The sequence below is a fragment of the Bdellovibrio sp. HM001 genome (assembly GCF_055397275.1).
On sequence record NZ_AP029174.1, the window covers coordinates 2,622,607 to 2,649,571 of the forward strand.

The window sequence follows — 26,965 nt, forward strand, 5'->3', positions numbered from 1 at the left end:
GTGGGACAAATTTTATATGATTAACAACAATACAAAAGTCTGGATTTTCATTCTTTCAAGCTCCCTGGCCCTGCTTATCTTGGGCTACCAATTGGGGGAACGTCTGGGCCTGTTGATGGGCTTTTTGTTGGCAGTTCTTTTGAATCTTTTCGTCTTCATTTACGGCGAAAGTCGTGTGCTAGCCAAGCTCAATGCCCAAAGAATCAAAGGTCAGGACTCTTGGGGTTTGATCGACAAGGTCGAACGCCTTTCGGCCCAACTGTCCATGCCGGCTCCAGCGGTTTACGTAACGCCACACACTTCCGTGAACGCATTCTGCGTGGGACATTCCTGGAAGCGTGGTTCCTTGGGATTCACTGTGGGGCTATTAAATAAGCTCAACGACGAGGAACTGGAGGCTGTCGTGGCCCACCAGATCTGCCATATCCGTCGTCTGGATACTTTTGCTTTTAGCGTTAGCAGCACCTTAGCTAATTCCGTCGTGGGGCTGGGGCAATTCCTGGACAACCTTCTGCCTTACAACCTGCAGTTCTTTATGCCCTTACTGTCCCCGCTGGGCTGGCTGATTATAAAAATCGTAGTGGTTGAAAAATCATTCTTTGAAAACGATCTGATGGCCTCCGAATTATTGGAAAACAGAAACAAGCTGGGCGAAGTTTTATGGCGCATGGAGGGTCTGGCACAAACCCAGCCGTTGGAAATCCCGGCCTGCACCAGCCACCTGTTCATGGTGAACCCCGAGGGCTTTAAACAAAAGAATTTGTTCTTAAAATCCCATCCGGCCATCGAAGTCAGACTGCAGAAACTGATGGGCTATTACCCCATCTAAACTTGACAGAATAAACAGAAAACTCAGATTAGAAAAAGGACCTGAACTATGACTGAAAAATTAGAAGCTTCTTTCTCGGTTTTGATTATGTCTGTGGCCTCTTCCGCCGTGATGGCCATGGGTCTTGCCCCGAACCCTGCCAATGGTGAAGTGAGCAAAGATAAAAATATGGCTCGCTTTAACATCGACCTTTTGGTGGTCTTGCAACAAAAGACCAAGGGGAATTTGACTAGCGACGAAGCTAAATTTTTGGAAAACTTAATCAGTGATCTGCAAATGAAATTTGTGTCTATGTAAGGAGAATTTTTCTATGAAGACACTTCTCGTTCTTTTCCTGTCCGTTGCCCTGACTGCGCAAGCTCAAACTGGAACGAAAGAGCTTCCTAAAGATCCGCCGAAAATGAAGCTCAACGATCCACTTCCCGGCAATTTGTTTGTGGAATTGGCCAAGGCCATCAACCCGGCCGTTGTGAATATTTCCACCACTGCACTACCCAAAAACTCCCCACGCATGCGTGATCCGATGCTGGATATGCTGGAACAGCTTTATGGCTTCCGTATGCAGCAGCCTCAGCAGCAACAACGCCCCCAGCAGATGGGCCTGGGAACCGGGTTCATCATTCGTGAAGACGGATTGATTATCACTAACAATCACGTGATAGCGGGTGCGGATATTATCAATGTCCAACTCAGTGAAAAATCCACCGATGTTTATGAAGCCACTCTGGTCGGCAGCGACGAACGAACTGATATCGCTTTGATCAAGATCACACCGAAGGGAAAACTTCCGGTGGCGGTTCTGGGCTCCTCCAGCTCCGTTGAAGTGGGTGAATGGGTGGCCGCCTTCGGGAATCCGTTCGGTCACGGTCACTCGATGACCAAAGGGATTATCTCTTCAAAAGGCCGCGACATCACCGAGATCAATAAGATTCCCCTGCTGCAAACAGATGCCAGCATCAATCCGGGGAACTCTGGTGGTCCGCTGGTGAACACCAAAGGTCAGGTGATCGGTGTGAACTCGGCGATTGATGCCCGCGCTCAAGGAATTGGTTTTGCGATTCCTATTGATGAAGTCAAAGCGATCCTTCCGGTACTTGAAAGCAAGGGCCGCATTGCTCGCGGATTCCTGGGCACAAGCTTGGGTGACTTGGATCCGGAAGCTGCCGAGTATCTGGGACTGGGCGATGTTCGTGGCGCCGTGATCACAGGGATTGCACCGGGCAGTCCTGCGATGAAGGCCGGTTTAAAAATGTATGACATCGTGACTGAGTTTAACGGCAAGACCATTCGTTCGACTTTGGATCTTATGGATGCCGTGGCCGATGCTCCGATTGGCAAACCTGTTAAGACCAAGCTGATCCGCAACAACAAAGAACTGACCTTGAATGTAACGACGGCTGAACGAGTGGAAGAAAAACGCACGACTCGCAAGGCCAGCGCAAAAACCTATGCGGGTCAGAAAGCTCCGTTTAATTTGGGCTTCTCGGTGATTGATCCAACCCCGGAACTGCGCCAGGAGTGGGGCCTGCCAGACGACATGAAGCAACCGGTTGTCATTGAGACCGAACGCTTCTCTGTCGCCAGCAAAGGCGGCCTTCGCGTGGGTGATGTGATTCTGGATGTTAATAAGCAGCCGGTAGACAACTCTAAAGACGTTTTAAAATCCTTGAAAAAGGGCAAGAACACCCTGCGCATTGCCCGCAATGCCCGTATCCAAATCATTAATATTGAATAGATTTGAGCATATAAAATTTAATTAAGAGCACTGCTTCAAAGCCCATCTTCGGATGGGCTTTTTTATTTTGCTGCTATATAAGTAAGCACTGCCTCGTTTTGAGGCGTTCGCGGGACAAAATGGCGAAATATAAAAAAATCCTCGACCTAGGTCTTTAGTTTTTCAAAGTCTCACCGAGAAGAAATACGGGACCATAGTTTGGCTCCAAGATTGCGACAAAAGAGCTGCTTCGGCGGTTCAAGATGAGCAACGGATATTGCAACAAGAACGGCAACAAGAAAGGGACTGTATGAAAGTCACCGAGGTGAAAGTTTTCCCCGTCAATGAGGACCGGCTGAAGGCCTATGTCTCGATCACTCTCGATAATTGCTTCGTGGTGAGGGATTTAAAGGTTATTCAGGGAACCAGCGGCTTGTTTGTGGCCATGCCCAGCAAGAAGCGCAAAGACGGCCAGTTCCGCGATATCGCCCACCCCCTGAATCAGGAGACCCGGGCGATGATTGAAGACCTCATTTTTGAGGCTTATGAAAAAGAACTCAAATCCATGGGTGAGACCCTTGTCAGTCTAAAACGCCAGAAAGCTCCTGGGAGCGATTACGGCAACGACGACTACTAGGTCTGAAGTTCCCTGCTCACACGCCAACGGGCCATTTTATGTGGAGATGACCCGGGACGGCGGCTTCAAACACCGATGGAAACGTTAAGCCCGTCAGATCCCTGACGGGCTTTTTTATTGGCAATCCCCATCAATCTTCTGACGCAAGAAGTCTTTTCTTGATTTTAGGCCGCAAAATCCGTAGTTTGGGTTTTCGCAAATGCACCTTGTTGGGGTATCGACAAGTTGGTAAGTCAACAGATTTTGATTCTGTCATTCGCAGGTTCGAGTCCTGCTACCCCATCCATCTTTTCTTAAAAAATCCAAAACAACTTAGCCACTAAAACTCCCCTGAGGGTATAGCTACGTCTGGGGCTTTAAGATCGAAAAAGCCGGTTTAATATACAGGATCAATAAAAGACCTTGTCCCGTCCCACGTCCTATGGGACTTTTCGCGCCGACCCTTTTCAAATCAGGAAACACGCATGCAAGACTTCATACCTCCACAGCCCCCAAAATCCTTCCGCATTGTTCTGGAGCTGTTCAAGTCCGCAAAACGACTTGATGGTGTCTTGCTGACAGCAATCAAAAACCAAAACGAAGACCTGAACCTGCGCGAGATCTCTCGCACTCAATATAAAGAACTATTCAAGTCCGGCAAGATTCTGATCAAAGGTCAACGAGCCACGCCGTCTTCCTCCGTGTCGAAGGGCATCACTTACGTGGACATCCTGGGATTCAAAAACAAGTAGTCGGCCATCCCCTGCCAAAGCACATCTTGCCTGCCTTCTTGACTGGCGCGAACCTTAGGAACAGCACGGAGGTTTTCGGTGGAAGAAAAAGAACCTTATATCGACTATACTGCTGAAATGGAAAAAGTGGATCACCTGATCAAAGGTTTCCCGGTCGCCATGATGACCTTCCTTAGTGACAACAATAAGCTGTGCAGCTTCCCGTTAGTGACTCAAGATTTGGACTTTGACGGAAGCCTGTGGTTTTTGATCTCGAAAAACTCGCCTAAGTATCAAGAACTGCAAAAACATGGTGACGTCAATCTGACGTACTCTGACAAACACAAATGTGTCTCTGTCAATGGCACAGTCGAGTTCATCGAAGATCGTGACCTGGTTCGTGAATTATGGCAAAAGCCCCACGAAGACTGGTTCCCCCAAGGACCACAGGACCCGACTATTCAACTTCTAAGGGTCCACGTCCAGACGGTGGAATACTGGGAAAGTCACACCTCCCCTATCTACAAAATGATTGAGTTTGTGAGGACCGCCCTTGGACAACCCCACAAAGAAAGCCATAGCTCTTTTGATTTGAAGCACTGATGATTTGAAAAAGTTAAAGATCCGTGAAATCACCATGTCATTTTCACGGACCTATCTATTTCGACCGAGAATTGTGTTTTCCATTTTTGACCTTCACGATTTAACACATCTCTGATCCAAGTGCTTTCTGCCAGTGTCGCCCTGGACAACTGAAACTGCTTTAGATGCAGTGGCACCAGGCGAAGACTCACAAGTTTTCCGCTCGGGATATCGACCTTGGGAAAAAACATAACAGGCCATTCGCCATGATACTCTTCAAAACCACGGATCCCTTCATAGTCGTTTAAAAAATCACCACATCCGTAAATGATCAGTTTTTCCCGATAGACTTCAAGACCCTTGATGTGATGGGAAGAATGACCATGAACCACATCCACACCGACATCAACCAACGACCTCGCAAAGGCGGAACACTCTTCATCAACCTCGTAGCCCCAGTTGTCTCCCCAGTGGATCGAGGCTATGACAAGGTCCCGCTCTTTTCTGTGACTGCGGATCTGCTGCCCAAGCCATTGAACTGTCGCCGCCGAAAAGTCTTTGATGAAGTTCACCCCGACCTTGTTTTTGCCGGCAGCCCAACTTGGTGGCACACCGCTGGATTCCGTGGCCATAGAAAAAACCAGAACCCGTCCCCGCGAAGGCAGATCGACAACGGCTGGAGCGATGGCCTCCTCCCTTGTCCGCCCAGCCCCCGCAGTCTTTACTCCGCGTCCGTGCAAAGTCTGTAGGGTCTGAATAAGTCCCTCTTCTCCCCAATCCAAAATGTGATTGTTTGCCAGAACGCATATATCAATTTGCGCCGCCGTCAGAACATCCGAATTTTCAGGATGCATCCGATAGTTGATACCCTTATCAGCCCAGTGGTTGCTCGTTGTGATACTGGTTTCCAGATTTACGATGCGCACCTGGGGATCTTCTTTACTTAACTCAGACAAGGCTTCACCCCAGATGTACGAACTGTCGACTTTGCGGGGAATGGGTCCATTCCTGGCCTCAGCCAGCTTCACGTAATCAATCGCGTTCTTTATGTAGCGTTCATGCAGGACAGGGTCGCTGGGGTAAGCCAGGATCTGATCCAGACCTCGGCCGACCATCACATCTCCGCATAAAAACATAGTGAGAACATCTGCAGACGTCATTAAAGTATAAATCCTATAAACCTTAAAGGGAGTCAGCCATGGACAGAGGCAGACCGCAATTAAACAAAAATGAACACGAAGTCGTGATCAATTACAAAGATGTCCGTCTTAACGGAATTCTCTCGACCCCGAGCAACCCCGTTGGATTGATCATTTTTGCGCACGGGAGTGGCAGCAGCCGCTGGAGTCCGCGCAATAATTTTGTCGCCCGAGAACTGCAAAAAGTAGGACTCGCCACTTTGCTGACGGATTTACTGACTCCGGAAGAAGAAAACGACAGAGCCAACGTCTTTGATATATCAACTCTGGCGCAACGCCTTACCATCGTAAAAAAATGGGCGCAAAGCCAAGCGGCCACTCGAAACCTTGCCATCGGTTACTTTGGCGCAAGCACGGGGGCAGGAGCGGCCCTGGTTGCCGCAGCCCAGGACCCTGACGAGATATTTGCAGTTGTTTCCAGAGGGGGACGCCCGGATCTGGCGGCAGAAGCTTTGGACAATGTTCAAGCCCCCACACTGTTGATTATTGGTGGCGACGACACCTATGTCATAGAACTCAATCAAATCGCCTATGATAGGCTGATGTGCAAAAAAGAAATGAAGATCATTCCGGGCGCTACACATTTGTTTGAAGAGCCTGGCACCCTGGAAAAAGTTGCCATCTTGGCCTCGGACTGGTTCACGAAGAACTTAAAATACACGGAGTCTGCAAGACCTCAGTCCCTCGACAACTACTGATCTCACAAACTCCGGTTCACGAAGGAGCTCTTTGACAGGGCTCCTCAAGCTCAAAGAGAGGCTTCGGGTGCTCTTTCTTTTGGTCCCGTCTTCAGCAAGGCGACGACGTCTTCGTCCGTCACTTCGCTAAAATCAACAAAGAACTGGCTCACCGCAAAGAAACCATCAGGTTCTTCTTCCAAAATAAATTCATCAACCATGCTGCGAATGGTGGCGGCGGTCGATCTTGCCACAACGCCGGCTGCAAAGATCAAACGCTTGGGTTTCTGCTCCCGAACCTCCTGAATCGCGCCAATCGCGGTGGCGCCTGTTGCAATGCCATCGTCCACGATGATCACAATTCGGTCATTGCAATTTAGGTCAGGCAGGTTGAACATGCTTTTTCTTCGCTGCAAAGTTTCTATCTGTTTCTTTGATTCTCGCTCAATATACGAATCAGAGACTTCATAGGCATCCAACATCGGAAGACGAAAGATTTTTCCGGATAAGCCCACAGATCCAATGGCAAGCTCTCTCTGATAAGGTGCCGGTATTTTATGAATCAGGACGGCGCCCAGTTCTCCGTTTAAGCCTTCGGCAATAATCTTCGCCATCGGCATCGCACCTCGGGGAATCCCTAACACCAGGGGATTTTGCCCTTTAAATTTCAGCAGTCTTTTTAGCAGCAAGCGGGCTGCATCCTCGCGACTTTCTAACATATTCGGCCTCGTTAGCTTTAGTTACCGCCTTATTGGCATTTTTATTGTGGCAGTGTTGCGTGAGGATTGCCCAGAAGTCCTTTGACAAATAGATCTGCACTTCGTTGCGCCGGAAGTGGATTTGACTACCCTAAAGCCCACGGCACCATTTAGAGATCAGATGGATATTGACTCGCTGGACTTCGTTCGCTTTGTCATTCATCTTCATCAAATTTTGAATGTTGAAATCATGGAAATCGACTATCCCAAATTGACGTCGATCCAAAGTTGCTGCGAGTACATCAAGGCCAAGGTGACAGAGACCCCGCCAAGCCCCACTGCAAACTAAAAGGTTGCCCTTTCGCCTTGCGGGACCAGAAAAATCTCCGCCTCTGTCTCAGAATGAGATTGATACTTAAAGAAGTCGCGGCTAAATCCGATAAGAAATTCATGTTTAGCCGCATGTACGTTCTTTTAACGGCTGTCATGACTATTATGCTGCTTGCTTCTGCATGCAGCATCAACACCTCGTTCTTCAATCAGAAAGACCTTATTCCCCGAAGCATCACCATTTATGATCATGGTGTTCCAAAAAATTACAACACCGGAGACTTGCAGCTTCTTACCAACGACACAGCTTTAAGACTTGAAGGCGGCACCAAACCCAATGCCACCATTACGGTCTATATCTCTCCGGGGGATCCTCTTTGTCTGAATCCGCCTTCACCGGAAAATGTTCTGGGCGCGCATTCTCCGCAATCGGTTGAGTTTCGCGTGGATCTGACGACTCTTCCCGAAGGAACTCACACCCTGTGTATTTACGGCGAATACGGCCAGGACACAAAGGCTTCAAGCCGTCTGGGCGAGGTGACCATTAAGCGCACCGTGCAGGCCTTTGCAAATCAACGAGTTCTTCCCGACACCAGAGGCAATGAAAGACGTCCGTCCTTTATTGGGGACAGTGAAGCCCTGGCCCGCATGGAACTTTACGCAGGCGCAGGGTGCACGGGTCCTGTTCTGGACTATTCCCAAGCGGCAGCCAACGGAGCATTTACTTTGCGTTTGCCTCCGACGAATCCTCTATTGTTGGATGGCTTGGTCAGTTATTCAGTCCTGGCTACAGACGTGTTGGGAAATACGCGATGTTCAACCGCGTACTCTTATCTGTTGGACACCGTCGTTGACACCACAACGATTTTGGCGCTGACCCCCAGCAGTCCCTCGAATATCAACACGCCCCAACTGACCGGCAGCACGGAGCGCAATTCACATATTGCCCTTTATGATTCTGATGACTGCACAGAACCCGCCCTGGGTTCATCAACATCAGACAGTGCTGGTGCTTTTTCAGTAGGACTGGACAATCCTTTAAGTCTTGAAAAAGAATACTATCTGACTCTTCGAGTTACGGACGACCTGGGCAACACCGAATGTTTCACCAGTTTGAAGAAAAATTTTATTTACGACATCACGCCACCCGCATTAAGTCTTCTTGCTCCTCTTGCAGGAACTGACCATCAGAACACATTTGCGCTTGAAGTTTCCTGCGAGGCTGGCTCCTATGTCGAAGTCTTTGGCGACGTCTCAATTCCCATAACTGAAACATGTGCAGTGGGAACCCTTCAGTTACTTCCGTCTTTGGGAGGCGCCGACGGCAGCAAGACCATTCAGGTCAGAGCTACAGATGCGGCGGGGAACTCAAGCACAGCAAGTTTAAATTTGAACAAGGATAATGTACCACCGCCTCTTCCAAGTGTAACGCGAATCTCTGCCAGCCCCACGATGATCGGGACGGTGGATATGACGGTTTCCAGCTGTGCGGACATTAAAGACGTACTGATCAAAGAAAGCTCCTCCCTTCCCAGTGGAAGTGAACCCGAATGGAGCAGCTGCACATCCGCAGCGGGAGCCACACACTATGACTTAAGTGTTTCAGGAGCCCAAGGCACACGCAATTTGCGAGTCTTTGTGAGAGATCGCGCCGGAAACATACAGCCATCTTTTGCCACAGTCCTTGTGGATTACGATACTCTGCCCCCTGAAATTCACCTGGATCCCATTCCGCCCTTCCTGGGAACGAACTCGTATTATGAATTCCGCTGGTCCTTGACCGAGGGAAATGTCCCTGCCGGAGCTAACTTTACGATCCAGTACAGCCAAACCGGGGGTACAACCTGGACCAATCTGGCAACCACTCCAGTCGGCAGAACTGGTGCCGTGAATGGAAAGATCTATAAACACAATCAGTTCCTGCCGGCCACCGCAGGTCCCACGATTTTCAAAGTCAGTCTGACTGACATGACCAATCAAACCGGCAGTGACAGCCAGTCTGCCATTCTGCTTTATGATATAACGCCACCGGTGATCACGGTTTCTTCCTTTACTATTCTGGATTCGCCGGGCCCTGTGACCACTTACAATCCCTTTGTACGGGTCAGCTTTGAAGCCTCCGACAATCAGACCCCGGTCACTCAATTTTGTTTGAAAAACTCTTCGTCTTCACCCGCGTTGTCCGATCCATGCTGGGTGGCCTTCAACGCACCTGGGATTGATGTTCCGATTGACGTTAATGTGAAGCTGACAAACTATGACCATCTTGTCGACTGGATCACGGGCACCTACATTGTGCATCTTTGGGTGCGCGATCAGGCCGGGAATGTGTCGGTCAATGCGGGACCTGTGAATAACGGCACAGACCGGATTTCTGTAACTTACACTCCGATTCCACAGCCAACACTGGCGGAACTTCTGGTTGCGAAAACTCCGAACCCGACCACGCAGCCATCACCGTGGGAGCTGGTCACGACCCCTGGAACGACTTTGTACCTGAAATGGAAACAACGAGTTTTTACCGGAACTGCCAACGTCAGTTTGTGGTACACCATCGACGGGACCCAGTACACTTTGATCGAAAAAGATCTGTCCCCCGGTGTGGGTTTAAGTTGCACCGCCAGTGGCAGCGAAGACGTGTGTCAGTACACCTGGAATTCACCTGTGCCTGTCAATACGCCCTATAAAATTCAAGTTCGGCTGGCGGATGGCATTGAGCAGACGGTTATCAAAAACACGGTCTACATCAGCAATCCCAACTTCCGCGCGATTGCCGGGAATACAGATCCAGGAACCCACGGCTCTGCGAAAAACGCAGCCTTCCGAGGCCTTTTCCCTGACAGTGGTTCTTTTGTCGTTTCACGCAACGGAGTTCTTTTCTTCCGCGATATTGCCCGAGGACTTTTGATGGTTGAGCCTGGTAACGGAGTGCAAAAGCTGGTGCTGCGCAAAACAGAAACGAGCACCGGGGATGGGGGGCTGATCAGCGAGGCCACCACTCAGGGTATTTTGAAAATCGCCATCGACTTCCAGGATCGTATTCTGCTTTTCGAACCTGATCGCATTCGTCGTATCGATACAAGAACCAGCCCCATGACAATCGAATCCATCATCGGAGCCTTTGATGATGGAAGAGTCGGCACGAACAGCGCTGACTTTGTGGCCGATCCGCACGACGTTAAGATTCAACTCAGCTCCACGTACCGAATGGCCGGATTGGGAAGTCCGTATCTGATATTCCTGGTCCTGCCTAACGGTGACATTTACTTCCAGACGGAAAAAACCTTTGAAACACGTGCCAACGGAGCCCGCATAAGAGTCTATCGTGGCAGTGCTATTGAACCTTATGTAGACACCCTACGGGTCGGTGGTACAGGCGACTATGGCGATGCCGGCACAGACATCGGTGCCTGGCAACTGGCGAACATGAATTTTGTCTTTGATCCCTTCTCGAATGTTGTGTCGAAGGCTTTGGTTCGCCTGAATCATCCTATCCCCAGTTGCAGCAACTTCCACTATGCGAATGTCAACCCTACAACCCTTCAGTCCCTGGGCAGTGGGCATCCCAACGTTCCTTATGAAGTCTGCACCCCCGGCTACATGATTCAGGGAATGAATGGTCAGATCTATGCTTTGAATCGTAACAATCCATGGAGTTTCCATATTTCAAAGTTCAACGGCTCTGGATGGACTCAAATCATCGGCACTGGAGCTCGCAGCAGCTGTGGGGATGGAACCCTGGCCCTGTCCTGCCCGGTGATTGCCAACGACATGTTTGTTTCTCAGACAGGACAGATTTACTTCATGGATGATGGGTTGATTCGAATTCTGGGTTCGGACGGAAGAATTTATACTCTCTATGGGTACAATCTCAGTTCGGGCGACGGTGGCGACGCCATGGAAGCCCGACTTAACGATGTGATTTCTTTGGACCATGGCACTACGGACAAAGTTATTGTGCTCGATGCTCAAGGGGGGCGCTTCAGAGAAATCGACTTCAAAGGGTCTCCGGGAATTAAAACCATTGCCGGGAATGGATCCGATGCACCGGGCTCGAACACGCCTCTGGGTGTGGCGGCCCATCTCAACCCTATTGGAATGTTCTGGTCAACACCGGGACGTTTTGCGACGGATCCCACCAATGGGAACGTCTATTGGACATGCGATCGTTACAACCTGTGCCGACTCAACAGAGCCTCCAACGTATGGGAAAGTGTCCTGGCTCCGATGTCCGGGGCCTGGGCTTGGGAAACAGCCACCCCGCTGCACTACAGTGACGTCAATGGAATGACGGGTTATCCTCCGACCCCGATGGCCATCAACGGCACCAGTCTTTTAGTCGGCTTCGTATCTTGGAACGGCACCGACACCTATCGCTCCGCCCTTCGCGAGTTTTCCCTGAGCACCGGAAGCTCCAAACATATTGCCGGTAACGGTTCTGCCACCACCGGAGCCACCTGCCCGAATGGGGCGGCCTCGGGTTGTGCCTTGAACACTTCCTTCTTCGGATTTGGTACTGGTGCCTTCAGCCCCACCTTCCATTCCAACGTGGCAGGCACCAATTACTGGATCTATCTGGCCAATAAACTTAAGACCGTGCACAAAGTCGGTGGTGGCCTGGCAACAAAACTTTTTGATTTAAATGAAAATGCTACTTCGATCTTTTATCGGGGATCTTACTTCTATTACTGCTCGGCCCCTGAAAACGGACCTTCCCTGCTCTACAGAAAAGAAGCCACCGCCCCTTACACGGAGGTGGAACTTCCACTGCCACATGGCTCCACATGCTACGGAAATAAGATTATCTTCAAAAACGGATCTGCCGGAGAACCCGATCGTCTGGTCTTCCCGATCAAGCAAAACGGAATATCCGGCGTCGCCGAGTTCCTGGATCCAGAGAACTTTGCACCTTAAGGATCCAAGGCCAGCCCATCGCCTGCGATCCTCTAGGTCACCACGAATTCAAAGACTTTTTCCGTCTTCACTGAATTCAGGATCATGCAATTTTCTGATGTGCGCTCCAGAATTCTTTTGGCGTTCTCAACTTGTGTGCATCCTTCCAGCTGTACTTTTAGAACACAGCGGGCCATCCAAGGGCGACCACTTTCGTTTCTATCCACAACAAGCTCTGTGGCCACTTGCAGCTTCGAATACGCCAGCCTTGATTTTTCGGCAAACACCTTAAAGGTGGCAATAAAGCAGTTTTGCAAGGCCATGGCATAAAGATCCTCGGGACTGAAACCGTCCCCGGGACCTTCGAATTCAGGAGGAATCGACATACGGATCCCCGCAGCCTGAGTTTGCGCTTTGCTTTCCCAAGAGGTCTGAATGCCCTCGGCACTTTCCGCACTCACTTTGAAAGACATTGGATATTTAATCATACGAAAGTCTCCTTATCCTCTTGATACCGGCTCTTAGTTCATGGTAGTGTGAACCAAATGAAAAATCAAATATCCCGAAAAGAAGACAAAAAATCAACCTCTCAAGCTGAGATCGACAAATTGCGAGCCCTTTCAGAGTCTGTCGGTGATTTTATACGCTACTGGGGATTTCGCCGCATTCATGGTCAGATTTGGACTCAAGTGTTTTTGTCAAAGACCAGTCTTAGCGGAGCGGAACTGACACAACGTCTTGGAGTCTCGAAGGCCCTGGTCAGCCCTGCTCTGGCTGAATTAGAAGACTATGGTCTTATCCTGATGACGGAAGACGGAAAAAAAACGAAAAGATATTCCGCCGCCCCAGACGTCATTCCGGTGATTAAGAAAATCCTAAAAGAGCGTGAAACAAAAATCATCGAAGAAGCCAAAGACCAGTTTGAGGCTCTTAACAAGATCCACCAAAAAAGAAGCCCGCAGGATTCAATCCTTGAAGAAGACCGCCTGCAAGAGCTGGGGCAGATGATCACCCTGGCACAGTTCGCACTGAATTTTATTATCGGCCAAAGCGATGAAGATTCTCTGGCTTGCTGGACGCAGGAAGCTTTGAAGGCTCAGGAAGAATAAAAGGGACGGACCCGATGAATTCACTTTATGATGCCGTTATCATCGGCGCGGGAATGGCGGGACTGACCTTGGCGTCCCGTCTCAAATCTCTGAACAAGACTTTCGTTATTTTGGAAAAATCCGCCGGCGTCGGTGGCCGCCTGGCCACGCGACGGGGCGAAGATTGTGCTTTCGATCACGGGGCTCAGTTTATTCGAGTCAAAACAAAGGACCCCATGGTGTGGCCTGATCTTCCTCAAATTCAGGAAATCGGCAAAGTCTGGTTTAACTCTGAGGCGATGGACCACATCGCTTTCCCCAAAGGCATGACTCAGTTGCCAAAGGCCCTGAACTTCCCCGAGCAATTGCGGCTGAAAGAAAAAGTCATCCGAATCCAAAAACAGAATCAAACGTGTTGTGTGGAAACGGACAACGGGCAAATTTACGAGTGCAAAGAGCTTTACATCACCAGTCCACTTCCGCAGTCTCTGGCTCTTCTGCAGGACTCGGGGATCTCTTATCCTGCGGAGTTGAATGACATTCAGTACGCCTCCGCCCTGGTGGGTTTGTTTCGCGTGCAGTCTTCTGACAAAAATATTCTTCAGATCCGACACCTCAATGAAGTGACAAAAGAAATTTTTTCCGTCAGCAACCAACTTTCAAAACAAGTCAGCCAGAACCTGGCCTTCACCGTTGTGATGCAACCCGAATGGAGCCGACAACGTTTTAATCAGGAAGACACCATGTCGCTTCAGGAAATTTCAACCTCTTTTGCAGAAATCCTGAATCAGATGGCGCCCTCGGACTCCTTCACTCTTGTAAACTCGCAGTTGAAAAAATGGCGCTACAGTCATCCTCTGGCAGTCTTTGAATCGCCCTTTGTGTCCTTAAGCACCGGCCCAAGAATTGTTCTTCTGGGCGATGCTTTTGGAGGCGGCAGCATCCAAGGTGCGATCCGTTCTGCCTACGCTGTTCCATTCCTTACCTAAGACTAAGCCGCACGCAAAGTGGTATTTTTCACTTGCGCAACCGCTTTCACTGCCGACGGTGTCTCTTCGGCAGGGCTCTTGCCCTGCGCAGCGCAGCCGGCAACCACTTTGTTCAGAACCCGCACGTTCCCCATCAAAGATACGGCTTCAGCTGATAGTTGTTCTGCTGCCGCTGCGGCTTCTTCCGAGGCCGCGGCATTCTGCTGAGTGATCTGATCCAACTGATTCATCGCTTTGCCTATTTGTGCGATCCCCTGGGATTGCTCTTCGCTGGCTGTGGCGATTTCCATGTTAATGTCCGCAACTTTCTTCACAGAGTTCACGATATCAGACAGGACCTCTCCGCCCTGATTAGCTTGACGGCTGCTGGCTTCGATCTTTTTGACACTGTCATCAATTAAAGAGGCAATGTTTTTCGCAGAATCTGCACTTCGCTGAGCCAGATTGCGCACAGCCTCTGCCACCACGGCGAAACCTTTCCCTTGCTCTCCGGCACGAGCCGCCTCCACTGCCGCATTCAATGCTAGAAGATTTGTCTGGAAGGCAATGTCATCAATGACAGACGTGATCTCTGCAATTTTCTTTGAGTCCGAGGAAATACTCTGAATGGATTCAATCAGCGTTGTGATCTCTTTTTCACCCTTGATTGCTGTTTCGCGGGTTGAAGAGGCCAGGGACGCCGCCTGCTTCGCATTTTCGGTGTTAACACGTACCATGGCAGTTAACTCTTCCATTGTCGCCACGGTTTCCTCCAAAGAAGAAGCCTGCTGGAGTGCTGCTTGGGACAAGGACTGAGAAGAATGTGCAATATGTCCCGCAGCATCTGTCACATGATTAGCACCTTCAGCAAGGTCACCTGAAACAGTGGAAATGGATTTAGACAGCGAGAAGGCAAACAAGACACTGATAGAAATACCCGCAACCACGCCAAGTGTGATGATGATCGCCATGCTTGCATCAGTTTTTGTTGTTGTGGAACGGGCCTCTTTCACATACTGCCCGCCAGTGGCTCTTTGGAAAGCCACCAGATTGGTCATGGCATCATCATAGACTTTGGCCGCCTTAGGACAGTCATAAAGGAATATTTCAAGCATCTTGGCATGATCTTCGGGCTTGCCTGAGCGGGAGTATTCAATGACTTTAGCACCCAGGACTTTGAAGGACTCCCAGGCCGCATCCACCTTTTCATAAAGTTCCCGTTCACCTTTTTTGAAGTTCACGCGCAGATATTGTTGTTTGTGCACTTCATACTCGGCAATGTAGGATTCAACATTTTTGATAAAATCGGCCTCTTGTTCTTTGGACAACCCCGGCAGGCCCAAACTGCGCAAACCGATTCTGACACCGCGAAAATTCATGTACATCTGATCGGCAGACTCGATATTGGGAAGGACTCCGTCGGTGACTTTTTCATAGCTGCCTGCAACTTCACGCATTCCATAGAACGCAAATCCACCCACCGCAACTGGAATAGCGGACATGAAAGCCCCAAGAAGCAAAAGTCTGGCTTTTAAACTAAAATTCGACCCCATTTGGCTCTCCTTTAAAAAGTGATACTAACAATAAAACCTAAATCCAAAATTCTATGTGGTGGAATGCAACAGCAGCTCCATCTGAGCCACCGCCGAATGCAGACTGCCCCCGATCAGAGAAATGCGTTTGGATTCGGGACGCTCTTGCTTTCTCAGTTCTGCAAGACAAGGTCCCCCGACAACAACGCACTTCATTTTTTCCAGCTCAGTCCAATTCTTTTCAATATTCCAGGCCTCGATCGCTGACAGACAAACAATGTCTGGCTCAATACCTTCATAGGCATGCAGCAGGTCTTCCATAGGCAGATTGACACCAAGATAATAGACCTGCCAGCCTTTCAACATCAGATAAGCCGCAAGAACAATCAGTCCACCCTCATGCAATTCGCCCGACGGAGTCGTCAACAGCACTTTGGGTTGATTCACACCCATCTTGTTGGTCTTAAAGTAATTCAACAGACGAGTGCGCAGGAAGTTCCAACTGAAATGCTCTTGCGCGATATTAATGCGCGAGTTTTCCCAATCATCCCCGACCTGCATAAGAAGCTGCGGATACACCATTTCCAGAAGATCGGTTTCACTTAAACGCATACCCAGGCGGGACAGGTATTGTTCCGCAAGATCCATATCGTATTTATAAAGAGCCTTTAGCACCTGATGGATGCCTTCATTCAAAGACTCCACCATGACAGCGGAAGGGGCTGCTGCGGCACTGGCAACTACGGGTGCCCCTTCCCCGCGCAACACGGTTTCGATGGCCTCAAGAATTTTGATTCCACCTTTACAAAGACTTACCACTTCACGTATCTTTTTGACTTCGTTTACATCGTAAAGACGATGTCCCCCCTCAGAACGCTGAGGCTTGGGAAACCCATAACGTTTTTCCCAGTTACGTAAAGTCGCCTGGGACAGCCCTGTGAGCTGGTTGACTTGATCGATATCGAGAAGTGCATCTGAAATAACCATACTAATCACCTTATCGGATGTTTTGATTAGCTCATGATACCTTCGATGAAGTTTTTTTTAATCAAAAAATGTGATATCTAATCGCCTTGTCGAAAGTTTTTCTCACTTCGAGACAAACGTCCAGGTTCACCACTCACCGTGCTTCAGGAACAGCTCGAAGTCCCGAATCATTCTCGCGGCCTGAGCTCCGTCAAAAAGACGATGATCAAAGGTTACTCCCAGATGCATGATTTCACGTATTTCAATGCGATCATCGACCACGACAGCTTCCTTACTGACTTGTCCGATGGAAACCAAAAGTCCCGCGCGAGTCAGTGGCACCAGGGGCACCAGAGCCTTTTTTATTCCTAGAGATCCCACGTTGGTCACAATCACCGAGCCAAATGGATCTTTAGGCAGACGAAGAAATGAGAGATTTAAATTCAAATCGTGACTCAAAAAAGCAAATGCCCTCAGGAAAACTCGCGTCCATGAATGCGGAAGGCGATGAATCAACTTTAAAGCAAAACCCAAGTGAGGATCTTCTCGGCGTCGGATTTGCGCGGCATCTTTTGACAACTGCTCTTCAATACTTGCAAGACTCAACTCATCCACCTTGCGCAAAGTCGCAAAGGACAGATCATGCTTCCCGTGTTCAAAAATATTCACCATGACTGAAATGTTGATGTCGCGCCGACGATACAACCTTCCAAAGCGCATAATATAATTAAGCTCCTGGTGCTTCTTCATGACCTCACCAAGCCCCTTGATGACCAACGACATCGGGGATGAGGTCAGCCGCAGGTCGGTGACATCCACCTCAAGAAAGCCGTATACCGAAGGATCCCCTCCGGGCCCCCACAGGGACAGCGCCACTTTTCTGAAAATCGAAATGTCGCTGACTTTCGTGAAGCTCATAAAGTTCCTAACAGAACGGCCGCTCGCACCGTCCATAGAATGGTGCGAGTCCAGTTGTCACGCACCAGTTTGTTTATTTCATCCAAGTCTCGCCCACGGGACAACTTTGAATGAGAAGGTACACTCAAGGCAAAAGTGACAATCCAAATGACTGCGACAGCAGACAGATTCAACAGCCACCCCATGTGAAGCTGGCGCGCCAAAACCAGTGCTGACAAAAGTTCAAGAATCATTGCAGGTCCCACGATCCCGCCCATCACGGCGGTGTGCTTTGCGTGAAACCTGGTGAAGTCTTTTTCAGAAACCACAGAGAATGCAGGATAATGAGTCAACTGAATGACCCAGATCACACCTGTTAGATAGAAACAACACGCCAGATGCAGAGTTTTCCAGTCCAGATATTCCAAGAGGGCCTCCCCGGCGGCTACTTCCAACCTTTGGTGATGCCGTCCACAGATTGTCGCGAGCATTTAAAGCGCGTGACCTTAAATCCCCTTAATTTTTCATTCTTCAAATGCCCCTGCTGAAACACACGCCGTCGCCACCGATCGAAGGCGGATTTTTCCAAATTCGATCGCATGAAGTGAACAAATTCATTCGGCGAAAGTCCGAACTGCTTTGCGATGGCATCGAAGGTGCTTCGATCCTCCCACCCCATGCGAACCAATCTGGATCTGTCTTCGGGGGAAAAACCGGCAAACTTTTCTTTGAGTGATTTTGATATTCCCACGAACCCCCCAGCGACAGGACGCCTAAGATTTTTTTCCTTTATATTCCGGTTTCAATTCACAATATGGACTGTTCGAGCAATCCCGCTTAGGCAAAAGAGGGCGCACCTTCGCAAAACAGAAGTATCCCGCCTGCAACACTTTCTTGACTGGAGCCCAAGACGCCCAGGGCACCACTTTTTTCATCCTGTCCAAGCGGGACCAAATCTGCAGAAAAGAATCAACGCCAACGTAGACTCTGCCCTTGGAATCCCGCACATGCAGACTTTGGTGAACTTTATATGGATCCAAACCTTCAGCCTGAGCATTAAAGCCTGCCGCCGTGATGTCCACAAAAGAGATCCGATGAGCTCCCCTCATCGTCCGATAATGATCGATTTCCCGCGAACACAACTGACAGAGGCCATCATAAAACACGGTAATTTCAACTTGAGACGTGTCTTTTGTCGTTTGCATCTTGATCTCCAATTTGGTTCATAGTAGTATGAACCAAATTGGAAGTCAATAATTACCAGCCCTCAACTTCAGGAGAGTTTGCCATGGGGTCCCTATTTAGCAGCCGATTTAAACGGACATTGGAACTAACCAAAATGGCAACCAAGATTGGTATTAAGGAGCTGACTTCCGGGGACATCCAGTCACGCATTGAACAGGCTAAAATCCTTACCGAAAGCCTTGGGAACCTGCGTGGGGCCGCCATGAAGGCCGGACAGCTTTTAAGTCTTGATCTGGATGACTACTTTCCTCCAGAAGCCATCCAGATCCTGTCACAACTGCAACACCAGGTCTGGGAAAGTCCCGATCTGGATCTGGCTGCCACCCTAAGAAAAGAACTTTCCCCCGCCCAACTTCAGCGATTGCAAGACATACAGTTCAAACCCTTTGCCGCCGCCAGCATGGGGCAGGTCTATCGTGCCAAGGTCGATGGTAAGCCTGTGGTCGTTAAGGCTCAGTATCCGGACTTGGAAAAATCCATTACAAATGACATCAGAGCACTTCAGAAAATTATATCGGCCTTCTGCCTTCTCACCGGCAGAAACATGAATCTGGACTACTTATTCACCGAAATTGAAGAGGTTTTGCTGCAAGAGGTGAATTATCTCAATGAAGCTGAAGCCTTGGAAAAATTCAACGATCTCTTTTCAAGCCACAACTGGCGCTATGCCAAGGTCACAACTCCCCGACCCCTGTCAGACCTTAGCACACAAAAGATTTTGTGCCTGACATTCGAATCCGGACTGACTTTGAAAGAATGGATGGACACCGCACCAGCCAAAGCCAAACGTGAAATCGTCGCCAAGACACTGCTAGAGCTTTACATCATGGAATTCTTTGTCTGGGGCTTCGTCCAGACGGACCCAAACCCCGGAAACTTTCTGATTCGGGAAATTCCGCATCCGGAAATTGTCGCTTTGGACTTTGGCGCTTCGAAGTACTACACGCAGGACTTTCGCAATAAATATGTTGAACTCCTAAATTCTATCCACAGCTCAAATCCTGAGTCTATCTTGGATAATGCCATCAGCTTCGGCCTGCTGGATGCTCGGGAAAGCCGGGAAGCAAAGCTTATCTTTGTTGACCTTATGAAGCTCGGCATGAGTCCGTTCTTCAATGACACACCCGGGAAAAAGTTCAACTTTAAAAACGATGACTTTTTAAAAGACAACTCCCGTCTGTCAAGACAACTGATTCAGAGTCTCAAATTCTCACCACCTCCGCACAAGCTGATTTTTTTGCACCGTAAATTAGGAGGAGTTTTCGCAATTTTAAGAAAACTTGAGGTCGAACTCGATTTGCAGGAATACTGGGAGCGAATTACAACATCAATGCCACTTTCTAAATCCTAAAATCTATGTACAATAGAACTTTGCAAATTCTCTGTCCGATAAACCAAAAAAAATCGCAACTCAACTGAAAGGCTTTCGATGAGAATTCCTTCACTACTTTTTTCAGGTGTTTTGATCTTAGGACTGCACGCTCACTCCGCTTCGGGCGACAAAGAACTTGTCAACACAGCCAAGGCGCTATTTGGGATCATTCCCGCGAAGTCTCCGGCTCCGGACAAAATCTCTGCTGAACAAATTGAATTGGGAAGAAAGATCTTTTTTGACTATCGCCTGTCCAAGGACGGCAGCACCACGTGTGTGCGTTGTCATCAACCCCAGTACTTCAGCACCGATCGCCTGCCTCAGTCCGCAGGCTTTAACAACAACAAAGGCGCGCGCAACGCTCAATCCATTTTGAACCTGAAATATCAGGACATCGTTCACTGGCGCAACGATCGCACCAGTATTGAAGACCAGGCTTTGCGTTCGTTCACAACACCGCTCAGCTATGGAAATTCCTCCACGGAAGAGGCTTTGAAAAGATTTGAGCTGGCCGGATACACACCCTTGTTCCAAAAAGCGTTTCCGAAATCAGAAAAGCCTCTGACTTTAGAAAACGCCGCTTCAGCTTTAGGCAGCTATCAAAGATCACTGACCACACGGGCTCCGTTTGATCGATTCATGGAAGGAGATGTAAAGGCCATTTCCACACAAGCCCGCCAAGGTCTGCAGGAATTTATCACCGTCGGCTGTGCTTCTTGCCACAATGGAACCGCCGTGGGTGGTCGCACGATGCAAAAATTTGGTGTCTTCCAGAATTACTGGAATGTGACCAAATCCAAGAACCCGGACAAAGGGCGACAAGACGTCACCAAGAAGGATGAAGATCTTTACGTGTTCAAAGTCCCATCACTTCGCAACATCACTGAAACGGCCCCCTACTTCCACGATGCTTCTGCCAAAGATTTGGAAACGGCCATTCGCTGGATGGGAAAATTGCAGCTAAACAAAGATCTCTCAGATAATCAGGTCGTTTTGATTAAAGCCTTCTTAGAAAGTCTGACGGGCGAGCTTCCTAAGAACTTCCGTGAAGCTCCGACTTTACCTCCCGAGCCTTATGCGGGTCTGGAACCTCTTTAGTTTCCTTTGCGGCACCACAAGGTGCCGCTTTTTTTGCCCTAGCCCTGCTTCTTTGCACCTTCTCCACAAAAAACTGCCCTTCCTTTCTTGAGCCAATATATTTGTCTGCAACAGACTTTTTTAAAAAGAAGAAAGGGCAATGACCTATGAAAACAACCATGAAACTTGTTTCAACCGCCACGATTCTGGCTATGACCCTGACAGCATCTTTTGCTTTTGCCAGGGACACGATGCCACCCAAAGCTCCAACAGTGAACTGGAGCAACCTGCAGCGCGAAAACATGGCAAAAATGCATGAAGACATGGCGAAATGTCTTCGCACATCTAAATCCCCTTCCGAATGCCAGGCTGACATGCGAATGGCCTGCAAAAATATGGGTGAAAATGCCTGCCCTATGATGGGCAAAAAAGGTCACCATATGATGATGTACGAAGAGTAGTCGCCGCAAAAGGATTGATCAGTCTATCCACCTTTTTTGGGGAACCAGGGAACAAATGCCGAGGTCTCAGCCTGATAGCGGCGATAGGCCTCGCCCCGCTTTTGCAAAGCCTGTGCTTCCGACGGGGGAATTCCGGTCACTTTGAGCAAAATAAACAATATGGTTAACGGGGCATAGATTGTATACAATGCCCCGTCCGTTCCCAGAGCGGTCACATAGAATCCCCACCACACAAGACTCTCGAAAAAATAATTTGGATGGCGCGAATACCTCCAAAGTCCCACATTGCACACCTTAGCGTGGTTGTCGGGATTGGATTTGAATTTCTGAGCCTGGGCATCAGCAATCCCTTCACCCCACAGACCCAGCAGACTGAATGCCAACCCCACAACTTCCCACAAGGACAAGACTTCCGTTGTATTCCGAAGTGGTTCTAAAAACACCAGACTTAGCACAACAACACTGACACCCTGGTACTGGAAGAACAGAAAAAATCGAGACCTCAAGTGAGCCCCATAATCCTGGCGCAAGGTTTGATAGCGCGAATCTTCCTTGGGATGATGTAGATAAATCCTTCGGGCAAGGAAGTAGGACAGTCGCAGACTCCACAACCCCACAATCGATAAAATCAGAAGCTTTCGGACCCACCAGCCCTCAGTGATAAGGGAATAAAAACAGCTCACCAGAAAGAACGACAAGGACCATACGACGTCCACAATCCCATAGTTGTCCCATCGGCGTCCCAAAGCCCAGGTGACCGTCATCACCAGGAACATGATAAACAGCGCTGCCAGAATCTGAATCCAAAAATTGTCCATCTAATTCCCCTAGCGTGGTCTGTTTTTAAAAAGGTAATGAGAGACTCCCCATTCACGCCCCTCATCAAATCCGAAGAGCTCTGAGCACGACATAAAAAAGACACGCCAGCGTTCAAACCATCTGTCGCTTTCCGCCGAACCATAGACCTCGCGGAAGATCCGCATGATGGCATCCCGGTTCTGATCCATGTTCTGCAACCAAGCTTCAGAAGTTTTTTGATAGTGTGTCCCGCGCCAACTCCATTGCTGCTCCAAAAGAAGGTCTTTTTGGAAATAGGTCAGCAAATGATGACTTGGCATCTGTCCGCCGGTAAAGAAGTACCGTCCCATCCAATTGTCATCACCTTCGGTTTCAAAAGGATAAGAATAGCGACTATGGGTGAAGATATGTACGAAGAACCTACCCTCAGGTTTTAACCACTGACTGATTTTTTCAAACAGCTTTTCATAGTTTCGGACATGTTCCAACATCTCAACACTGATGACCCGATCAAAACCGCCAAGCCAGTTGTCCGGAGCCTGGAATGTACTGATATCCCCAGTAAGGATGGTCACATTGTGCAACCCCCGCTTTTGGGCCTGATCCATGATATATTGACGTTGTGAGTTTGAATTGGAGATCCCCACAATCTGCGCCAGCGGAAATTGTGCCGCCAGGTTTAATGAGACAGATCCCCAGCCACAACCGAGATCAAGAATTCTCATACCATCTTGGACCTCGGCCCGCTGAAAGGTGACCTGCAACGCGGCCTCTTCGGACTGATCCAGACTGTGGCATCCTTCGGGCCAATAACCAGAGCTGTACTTTTTATTTTTTCCCAGCACAAGCTCATAAAAATCTGCCGGCAACTCGTAATGCTGCTGGTTCGCCTTCTCGGTGGCAAAAGCGATCGCGGACTGTTTTAGTGCACCCACGTAAGAGGAATTGCGCTCTTGCTCAAGCTCTCGGTCTGCGACTTCCAAACTTTTCAGTCGCTGGCGACACAGCTGACGAATCCCGACTCGAATCATCGGCTCGGGAATCCACCCTCGTTCCATCCAGTCAATAAATACTCCCAGTGCCATGGTGGATCTCCTTATTTTTGCATCAGATAGTGACCGACATTGATACGCTCGGCCCGGAAGGCCCCTTCGCAATAACTCAGGTACAGATTCCACAGGCGCATAAACCTGTCATCAAACCCCAGACTGCGCACATCCCCTTCGGCCTCCTGGAAGTTCTGTCGCCACTTCACCAGGGTGTCGGCGTAGGAAACTCCAAACTCAAAGGGCTTTTCATCCTTCAGATCAAATCTTCCGGCATAGTCCGCGAACACTTTCGGTGCCAGCAACATTCCTCCTGGAAAGACATAGTTCTGAATAAAGTCCGTTTTTCGACGGTACTGATCGAAGTACTGATCCTGCATTGTGATGGACTGGACCAGGGCAGCCCCCTTGTCTTTCAGACACCCACTGACTTTTCCAAAGAAGTCAGGCCAGTACTTTTCGCCCACGGCTTCGATCATTTCAATCGAAACAATTTTATCGTAGCGCCCTTCAATCTCGCGATAGTCCTGTTGTCGAAGATCGATGTGATTTCCCAAGCCCAATCTGGCAATGAGGTCACGATTGTATCTTGCCTGTGACGGCGAGTTCATCACTGCCGTCACACGACAGCCGGTTCTTTCAATTGCCCGAGAGAAAAAGCCACCCCACCCACAACCGATCTCAAGAACATGATCCCCAGGTCGTATATCAAGCACATCGATAATTCGATCGTACTTCTTCATTTGGGCTTCCCGTAAATCCTGTGTCGGATCAGCGAAGAGGCCCGCCGAATAGGTCATACTGGGATCCAGCCAAAGACTATAGAAACTGTTCCCCAGATCGTAATGGGCCATGATGTTTTTCTTGGCCCCTTGTTTGGTGTTCGGATTCATCAAGTGACGAAGACGGGCCCACAAAGTCCCATACCAGGTTCCGTGCAGAAGACGATTCACGGAATCTTCGTTCATACACGCCCACTGCACCAGAGCAGAAACATCGTCGACGACAAGATCCCCACGAATGATCGCCTCAGCCAGTCCCAGATCCCCTTTGTCGACAAGTTCATCAAAAACTTTCCAGGTTTTGGCGTGAACGGAAATCTGAGGACCTCCCGATCCGAACGAATCCACCGTTCCATCCGGGAAGGTCAGATGAAGTGTCGCACCTTTGGAGTTTCCCAGAAGCTTGATCAAAATTTTTGTTTTAAACGTCATCCTGCTCACGTGACCTCCTTGTGCGGTGGTTCCGGCTTTTTATAAAAACTCACCTGTTTCATCCATAGCCTCAGCGCCTGCCAATGTATCCGAATGACCACCAGTGGCGTCATCCAGCCGTAACTCCAAAACAACTTCCAGGGGGATTGCATTTCAAAATCCGTCACACCCCCTTCAATCCAAGATGAAAATCGAAGGTTTTCATTCGCATCGTAATAAAAGATCTCAACCCGGGAACGATTGCTTTCAAACTGAAAGCGAAATTTATAGAAGCCATCCACGGGAAAAAAAGGACTGACATGAAAAACCTTTTCAGAACGATAAAACTGCGCCCCTTCTATACCCTGCGGCGGACAGATCCAGTAAAAGTGCCGTTCTCCGAAGGTGTTGTTCACCTCACACAAGACGGCCTCAAGATGTCCCTTTCGACGGCAAAACCAGAAGCTGACCGGATTAAAGACATATCCCAACATTCTGGGAAATGTCTGCAGAACAACCTCTTCAGGTTCGTACTGGCATTTTTCCTTTAAAAAGCGAAATACCGAATCCTTCAAGGACTCCTTGTGGCCCTGAAGATAGTCCTGCGAGTGCAAGGACAAAAGCCCGAAGGTTTTACGCTTCAGAAGCTGAAGACTGGCGTCCTCTTCAAGCAGCGGAAAAAGCAAAGCAAAGGTGGGATAGCGAAAGCTGTGTCGCACCTGATGGCTTCGACTGTGATAGACATGGCCTTTAAGAATTTGCAGGGACATCATGAGACCTCCCAGGGAGGCTTAACCCCCATCAGTTCACCCACGCGGACAGCACTGAGCAGTCCATCCTCGTGAAAACCATATCGCGTCCACGCCCCGGCAAAATAAACTCCTCCCCGGCCCTGAATCTGCGACAACGCCTTCTGAGCCTCAATGGCCTTTTGGTCAAACTGCGGATGATGATAAGTGAACTCCTGAAGAACTTCCTGAACCGGAGAGCGCGGATTGAGAGTGACAAAGTAATCCTTGTCCGTCCCCAATGGCTGAAGTTTGTTGATAAAATAGGTCAAAGAAACATTCTCGTGGTTCTGACCTTCCGGGGATCCCAGAACATTCCAGGACGACCAACACTTTCTTCTGGTCGGCATAAACGACGCATCCGTGTGCAGATAGGTTTTATTTGCACTTGTCTTCACAGCCTCTAAGACTTGATGTTCAAGAGGGGACACATTTTCCAGAATTTGTAGTGTAATGGGGGCATGGGTCGCCAGGACAACTCGGTCAAACTCCAGACACTCTCCGCGAACCTTTACCAAAACTTTTCCTGCGCGTCGCTCGACGCCGGTCACTGGAGAGTTTAAATGCACGAACGGAATTCGCGCCGCCACCTTTTTGACATATTCCACCGAGCCCCCTTTGACGGTACTCCAAACCGGGCGATTGCTAATCTGCAAAAGGCGATGATTAATAAAAAACGTTAAAAAGCTTTCGGCAGGAAAATGTTCCATGCCGCGCTCCGGGGTGGACCAAATCGCTGCTCCAATGGGAAGAAGGTAGTCGCGCTTGAATTCTTCACTATAGGATCGAGTGTGCATCAGTTGTCCAAGAGTCCAGCCATTCTTTTGCGCTAAGCTTCTGTTATCCTCAGCTTCACGGTGAAACCGCGTGATATCGTACAACATTCTTAGAAATCCCGGACGAACGAAATTACTTCTTTGAGCAAAAACAGTGTCCAGACTTGTTCCCGCCCACTCCAAACCCTTGTGGGGAGCTTTAATGGCCAGAGACATGTCAGAGGCAGCAGTCTCTACCTGAAGCTCCTTGAAGAAACTTTTCAGATGAGGATAGGTCAGTTCATTGTAGACGAGAAATCCGGTGTCGACTGGAATATCAGAGCTGCCGTCTTTGACATACACCGTGTTGGCATGCCCTCCCAGGCGACTGTCAGATTCGAAGAGATGAACCTCATCCGTCTGACTCATAATCCATGCCGCCCCCAAACCACTGATCCCGGAACCGATGACCGCTGTCTTCATTTGACACCTCACACATGCCATATGACT

Annotated in this window: 28 protein-coding genes and 1 tRNA gene; 15 read left to right on the forward strand and 14 right to left on the reverse strand. The window is 49.2% G+C overall.

The window, feature by feature from the left end; all coding sequences use genetic code 11:
* The first annotated feature begins 16 nt into the window (after positions 1–16).
* The 7 genes from ACZ5ZZ_RS12370 (at position 17) to ACZ5ZZ_RS12400 (ending at position 4,493) form a co-directional block, all read left to right on the forward strand.
* A complete protein-coding gene (locus ACZ5ZZ_RS12370) occupies positions 17–829 on the forward strand; it encodes a M48 family metalloprotease (protein ID WP_464120447.1) in 813 nt (270 codons plus the stop codon).
* 48 nt (positions 830–877) lie between these two features.
* Positions 878–1,126 carry a DUF1844 domain-containing protein gene (locus tag ACZ5ZZ_RS12375; RefSeq protein ID WP_464120446.1) on the forward strand — a complete coding sequence of 83 codons (249 nt, stop codon included), beginning with the start codon at positions 878–880 and terminating at the stop codon, positions 1,124–1,126.
* Between the two features lie 13 nt (positions 1,127–1,139).
* Positions 1,140–2,564, forward strand: coding sequence for a trypsin-like peptidase domain-containing protein (locus tag ACZ5ZZ_RS12380; RefSeq protein ID WP_464139681.1), 1,425 nt, complete (start codon positions 1,140–1,142; stop codon positions 2,562–2,564).
* Between the two features lie 289 nt (positions 2,565–2,853).
* Positions 2,854–3,180: a septation regulator SpoVG gene (gene spoVG / locus ACZ5ZZ_RS12385; protein ID WP_011165187.1), complete on the forward strand. Its 327-nt coding sequence runs from the start codon at positions 2,854–2,856 to the stop codon at positions 3,178–3,180.
* A 210-nt stretch (positions 3,181–3,390) separates the two neighbouring features.
* Positions 3,391–3,466: transfer RNA gene (locus ACZ5ZZ_RS12390), tRNA-Gln, on the forward strand.
* A gap of 178 nt (positions 3,467–3,644) precedes the next feature.
* Complete coding sequence (locus ACZ5ZZ_RS12395; protein ID WP_464131490.1) at positions 3,645–3,911, forward strand: hypothetical protein; 267 nt, start codon at positions 3,645–3,647, stop codon at positions 3,909–3,911.
* A 78-nt stretch (positions 3,912–3,989) separates the two neighbouring features.
* Positions 3,990–4,493 carry a pyridoxamine 5'-phosphate oxidase family protein gene (locus ACZ5ZZ_RS12400; protein WP_464139683.1) on the forward strand — a complete coding sequence of 168 codons (504 nt, stop codon included), beginning with the start codon at positions 3,990–3,992 and terminating at the stop codon, positions 4,491–4,493.
* Positions 4,494–4,522: 29 nt separating this feature from the next.
* Here ACZ5ZZ_RS12400 and ACZ5ZZ_RS12405 read toward each other — a convergent pair whose 3' ends face one another.
* The gene (locus ACZ5ZZ_RS12405) at positions 4,523–5,608 is read right to left on the reverse strand and encodes a CapA family protein (protein ID WP_464139685.1); all 1,086 of its coding nucleotides are present in this window, start codon (positions 5,606–5,608) and stop codon (positions 4,523–4,525) included.
* Between the two features lie 62 nt (positions 5,609–5,670).
* Here ACZ5ZZ_RS12405 and ACZ5ZZ_RS12410 point away from each other — a divergent pair, with 62 nt between their 5' ends.
* Positions 5,671–6,369 (forward strand): dienelactone hydrolase family protein, encoded by a 699-nt coding sequence (locus ACZ5ZZ_RS12410; protein WP_464139687.1) that lies wholly within the window; start codon positions 5,671–5,673, stop codon positions 6,367–6,369.
* 50 nt (positions 6,370–6,419) lie between these two features.
* Here the strand turns inward: ACZ5ZZ_RS12410 and ACZ5ZZ_RS12415 are convergent, their stop codons facing one another.
* On the reverse strand, positions 6,420–7,067 hold the full coding sequence (locus ACZ5ZZ_RS12415; protein ID WP_464139689.1) for a phosphoribosyltransferase: 648 nt from the start codon (positions 7,065–7,067) through the stop codon (positions 6,420–6,422).
* Positions 7,068–7,182: 115 nt separating this feature from the next.
* On the opposite strand from ACZ5ZZ_RS12415, the gene ACZ5ZZ_RS12420 reads away from it, so the two are divergent.
* Positions 7,183–7,395 carry an acyl carrier protein gene (locus tag ACZ5ZZ_RS12420; RefSeq protein WP_464139691.1) on the forward strand — a complete coding sequence of 71 codons (213 nt, stop codon included), beginning with the start codon at positions 7,183–7,185 and terminating at the stop codon, positions 7,393–7,395.
* Between the two features lie 53 nt (positions 7,396–7,448).
* Positions 7,449–12,290 carry a hypothetical protein gene (locus tag ACZ5ZZ_RS12425; protein ID WP_464139693.1) on the forward strand — a complete coding sequence of 1,614 codons (4,842 nt, stop codon included), beginning with the start codon at positions 7,449–7,451 and terminating at the stop codon, positions 12,288–12,290.
* 32 nt (positions 12,291–12,322) lie between these two features.
* Here ACZ5ZZ_RS12425 and ACZ5ZZ_RS12430 read toward each other — a convergent pair whose 3' ends face one another.
* Complete coding sequence (locus ACZ5ZZ_RS12430; RefSeq protein ID WP_464131500.1) at positions 12,323–12,757, reverse strand: OsmC family protein; 435 nt, start codon at positions 12,755–12,757, stop codon at positions 12,323–12,325.
* A 57-nt stretch (positions 12,758–12,814) separates the two neighbouring features.
* Here ACZ5ZZ_RS12430 and ACZ5ZZ_RS12435 point away from each other — a divergent pair, with 57 nt between their 5' ends.
* On the forward strand, positions 12,815–13,378 hold the full coding sequence (locus ACZ5ZZ_RS12435) for a GbsR/MarR family transcriptional regulator (RefSeq protein WP_464131502.1): 564 nt from the start codon (positions 12,815–12,817) through the stop codon (positions 13,376–13,378).
* Between the two features lie 14 nt (positions 13,379–13,392).
* Positions 13,393–14,346, forward strand: coding sequence for an NAD(P)/FAD-dependent oxidoreductase (locus ACZ5ZZ_RS12440; RefSeq protein ID WP_464131504.1), 954 nt, complete (start codon positions 13,393–13,395; stop codon positions 14,344–14,346).
* Between the two features lie 2 nt (positions 14,347–14,348).
* Here the strand turns inward: ACZ5ZZ_RS12440 and ACZ5ZZ_RS12445 are convergent, their stop codons facing one another.
* From ACZ5ZZ_RS12445 to ACZ5ZZ_RS12470, 6 genes are all read right to left on the reverse strand, one after another.
* Positions 14,349–15,878 (reverse strand): methyl-accepting chemotaxis protein, encoded by a 1,530-nt coding sequence (locus tag ACZ5ZZ_RS12445; RefSeq protein ID WP_464139695.1) that lies wholly within the window; start codon positions 15,876–15,878, stop codon positions 14,349–14,351.
* A 51-nt stretch (positions 15,879–15,929) separates the two neighbouring features.
* The gene (locus ACZ5ZZ_RS12450) at positions 15,930–16,844 is read right to left on the reverse strand and encodes a MerR family transcriptional regulator (protein ID WP_464139697.1); all 915 of its coding nucleotides are present in this window, start codon (positions 16,842–16,844) and stop codon (positions 15,930–15,932) included.
* A gap of 126 nt (positions 16,845–16,970) precedes the next feature.
* On the reverse strand, positions 16,971–17,741 hold the full coding sequence (locus ACZ5ZZ_RS12455) for a 2-oxo acid dehydrogenase subunit E2 (RefSeq protein ID WP_464131510.1): 771 nt from the start codon (positions 17,739–17,741) through the stop codon (positions 16,971–16,973).
* Positions 17,738–18,148, reverse strand: a complete 411-nt coding sequence (locus ACZ5ZZ_RS12460) for a hypothetical protein (RefSeq protein ID WP_464131512.1) — start codon at positions 18,146–18,148, stop codon at positions 17,738–17,740. The genes ACZ5ZZ_RS12455 and ACZ5ZZ_RS12460 overlap by 4 nt, the downstream gene beginning before the upstream one ends.
* 17 nt (positions 18,149–18,165) lie before the next feature.
* Positions 18,166–18,471, reverse strand: coding sequence for a TIGR03643 family protein (locus ACZ5ZZ_RS12465; RefSeq protein WP_464131514.1), 306 nt, complete (start codon positions 18,469–18,471; stop codon positions 18,166–18,168).
* Between the two features lie 22 nt (positions 18,472–18,493).
* Entirely contained in the window at positions 18,494–18,925 is a 432-nt protein-coding gene (locus ACZ5ZZ_RS12470) for a thiol-disulfide oxidoreductase DCC family protein (protein ID WP_464139699.1), read from the reverse strand.
* A gap of 134 nt (positions 18,926–19,059) precedes the next feature.
* Between ACZ5ZZ_RS12470 and ACZ5ZZ_RS12475 the strand changes: the two genes are divergently transcribed.
* The 3 genes from ACZ5ZZ_RS12475 to ACZ5ZZ_RS12485 all read left to right on the forward strand — a co-directional run bounded on the left by ACZ5ZZ_RS12475 (position 19,060) and on the right by ACZ5ZZ_RS12485 (position 21,875).
* Positions 19,060–20,316: an ABC1 kinase family protein gene (locus ACZ5ZZ_RS12475; RefSeq protein ID WP_464139701.1), complete on the forward strand. Its 1,257-nt coding sequence runs from the start codon at positions 19,060–19,062 to the stop codon at positions 20,314–20,316.
* A gap of 78 nt (positions 20,317–20,394) precedes the next feature.
* Positions 20,395–21,435, forward strand: a complete 1,041-nt coding sequence (locus tag ACZ5ZZ_RS12480) for a cytochrome-c peroxidase (protein ID WP_464139703.1) — start codon at positions 20,395–20,397, stop codon at positions 21,433–21,435.
* A gap of 146 nt (positions 21,436–21,581) precedes the next feature.
* Positions 21,582–21,875 (forward strand): hypothetical protein, encoded by a 294-nt coding sequence (locus tag ACZ5ZZ_RS12485; RefSeq protein ID WP_464139705.1) that lies wholly within the window; start codon positions 21,582–21,584, stop codon positions 21,873–21,875.
* Between the two features lie 23 nt (positions 21,876–21,898).
* Here ACZ5ZZ_RS12485 and ACZ5ZZ_RS12490 read toward each other — a convergent pair whose 3' ends face one another.
* The 5 genes from ACZ5ZZ_RS12490 to ACZ5ZZ_RS12510 are packed head-to-tail and all read right to left on the reverse strand — an operon-like array spanning position 21,899 to position 26,938.
* Positions 21,899–22,693, reverse strand: coding sequence for a DUF1295 domain-containing protein (locus ACZ5ZZ_RS12490; RefSeq protein ID WP_464139707.1), 795 nt, complete (start codon positions 22,691–22,693; stop codon positions 21,899–21,901).
* Positions 22,694–22,702: 9 nt separating this feature from the next.
* Positions 22,703–23,758, reverse strand: coding sequence for an SAM-dependent methyltransferase (locus tag ACZ5ZZ_RS12495; protein ID WP_464139709.1), 1,056 nt, complete (start codon positions 23,756–23,758; stop codon positions 22,703–22,705).
* Positions 23,759–23,769: 11 nt separating this feature from the next.
* Positions 23,770–24,933: a class I SAM-dependent methyltransferase gene (locus ACZ5ZZ_RS12500; protein WP_464142389.1), complete on the reverse strand. Its 1,164-nt coding sequence runs from the start codon at positions 24,931–24,933 to the stop codon at positions 23,770–23,772.
* A gap of 5 nt (positions 24,934–24,938) precedes the next feature.
* Entirely contained in the window at positions 24,939–25,685 is a 747-nt protein-coding gene (locus tag ACZ5ZZ_RS12505; RefSeq protein WP_464139711.1) for a DUF1365 domain-containing protein, read from the reverse strand.
* Positions 25,682–26,938, reverse strand: a complete 1,257-nt coding sequence (locus ACZ5ZZ_RS12510; protein WP_464139713.1) for an NAD(P)/FAD-dependent oxidoreductase — start codon at positions 26,936–26,938, stop codon at positions 25,682–25,684. Before ACZ5ZZ_RS12510 ends, ACZ5ZZ_RS12505 begins: the two co-directional genes overlap by 4 nt.
* Positions 26,939–26,965 lie beyond the last annotated feature (27 nt).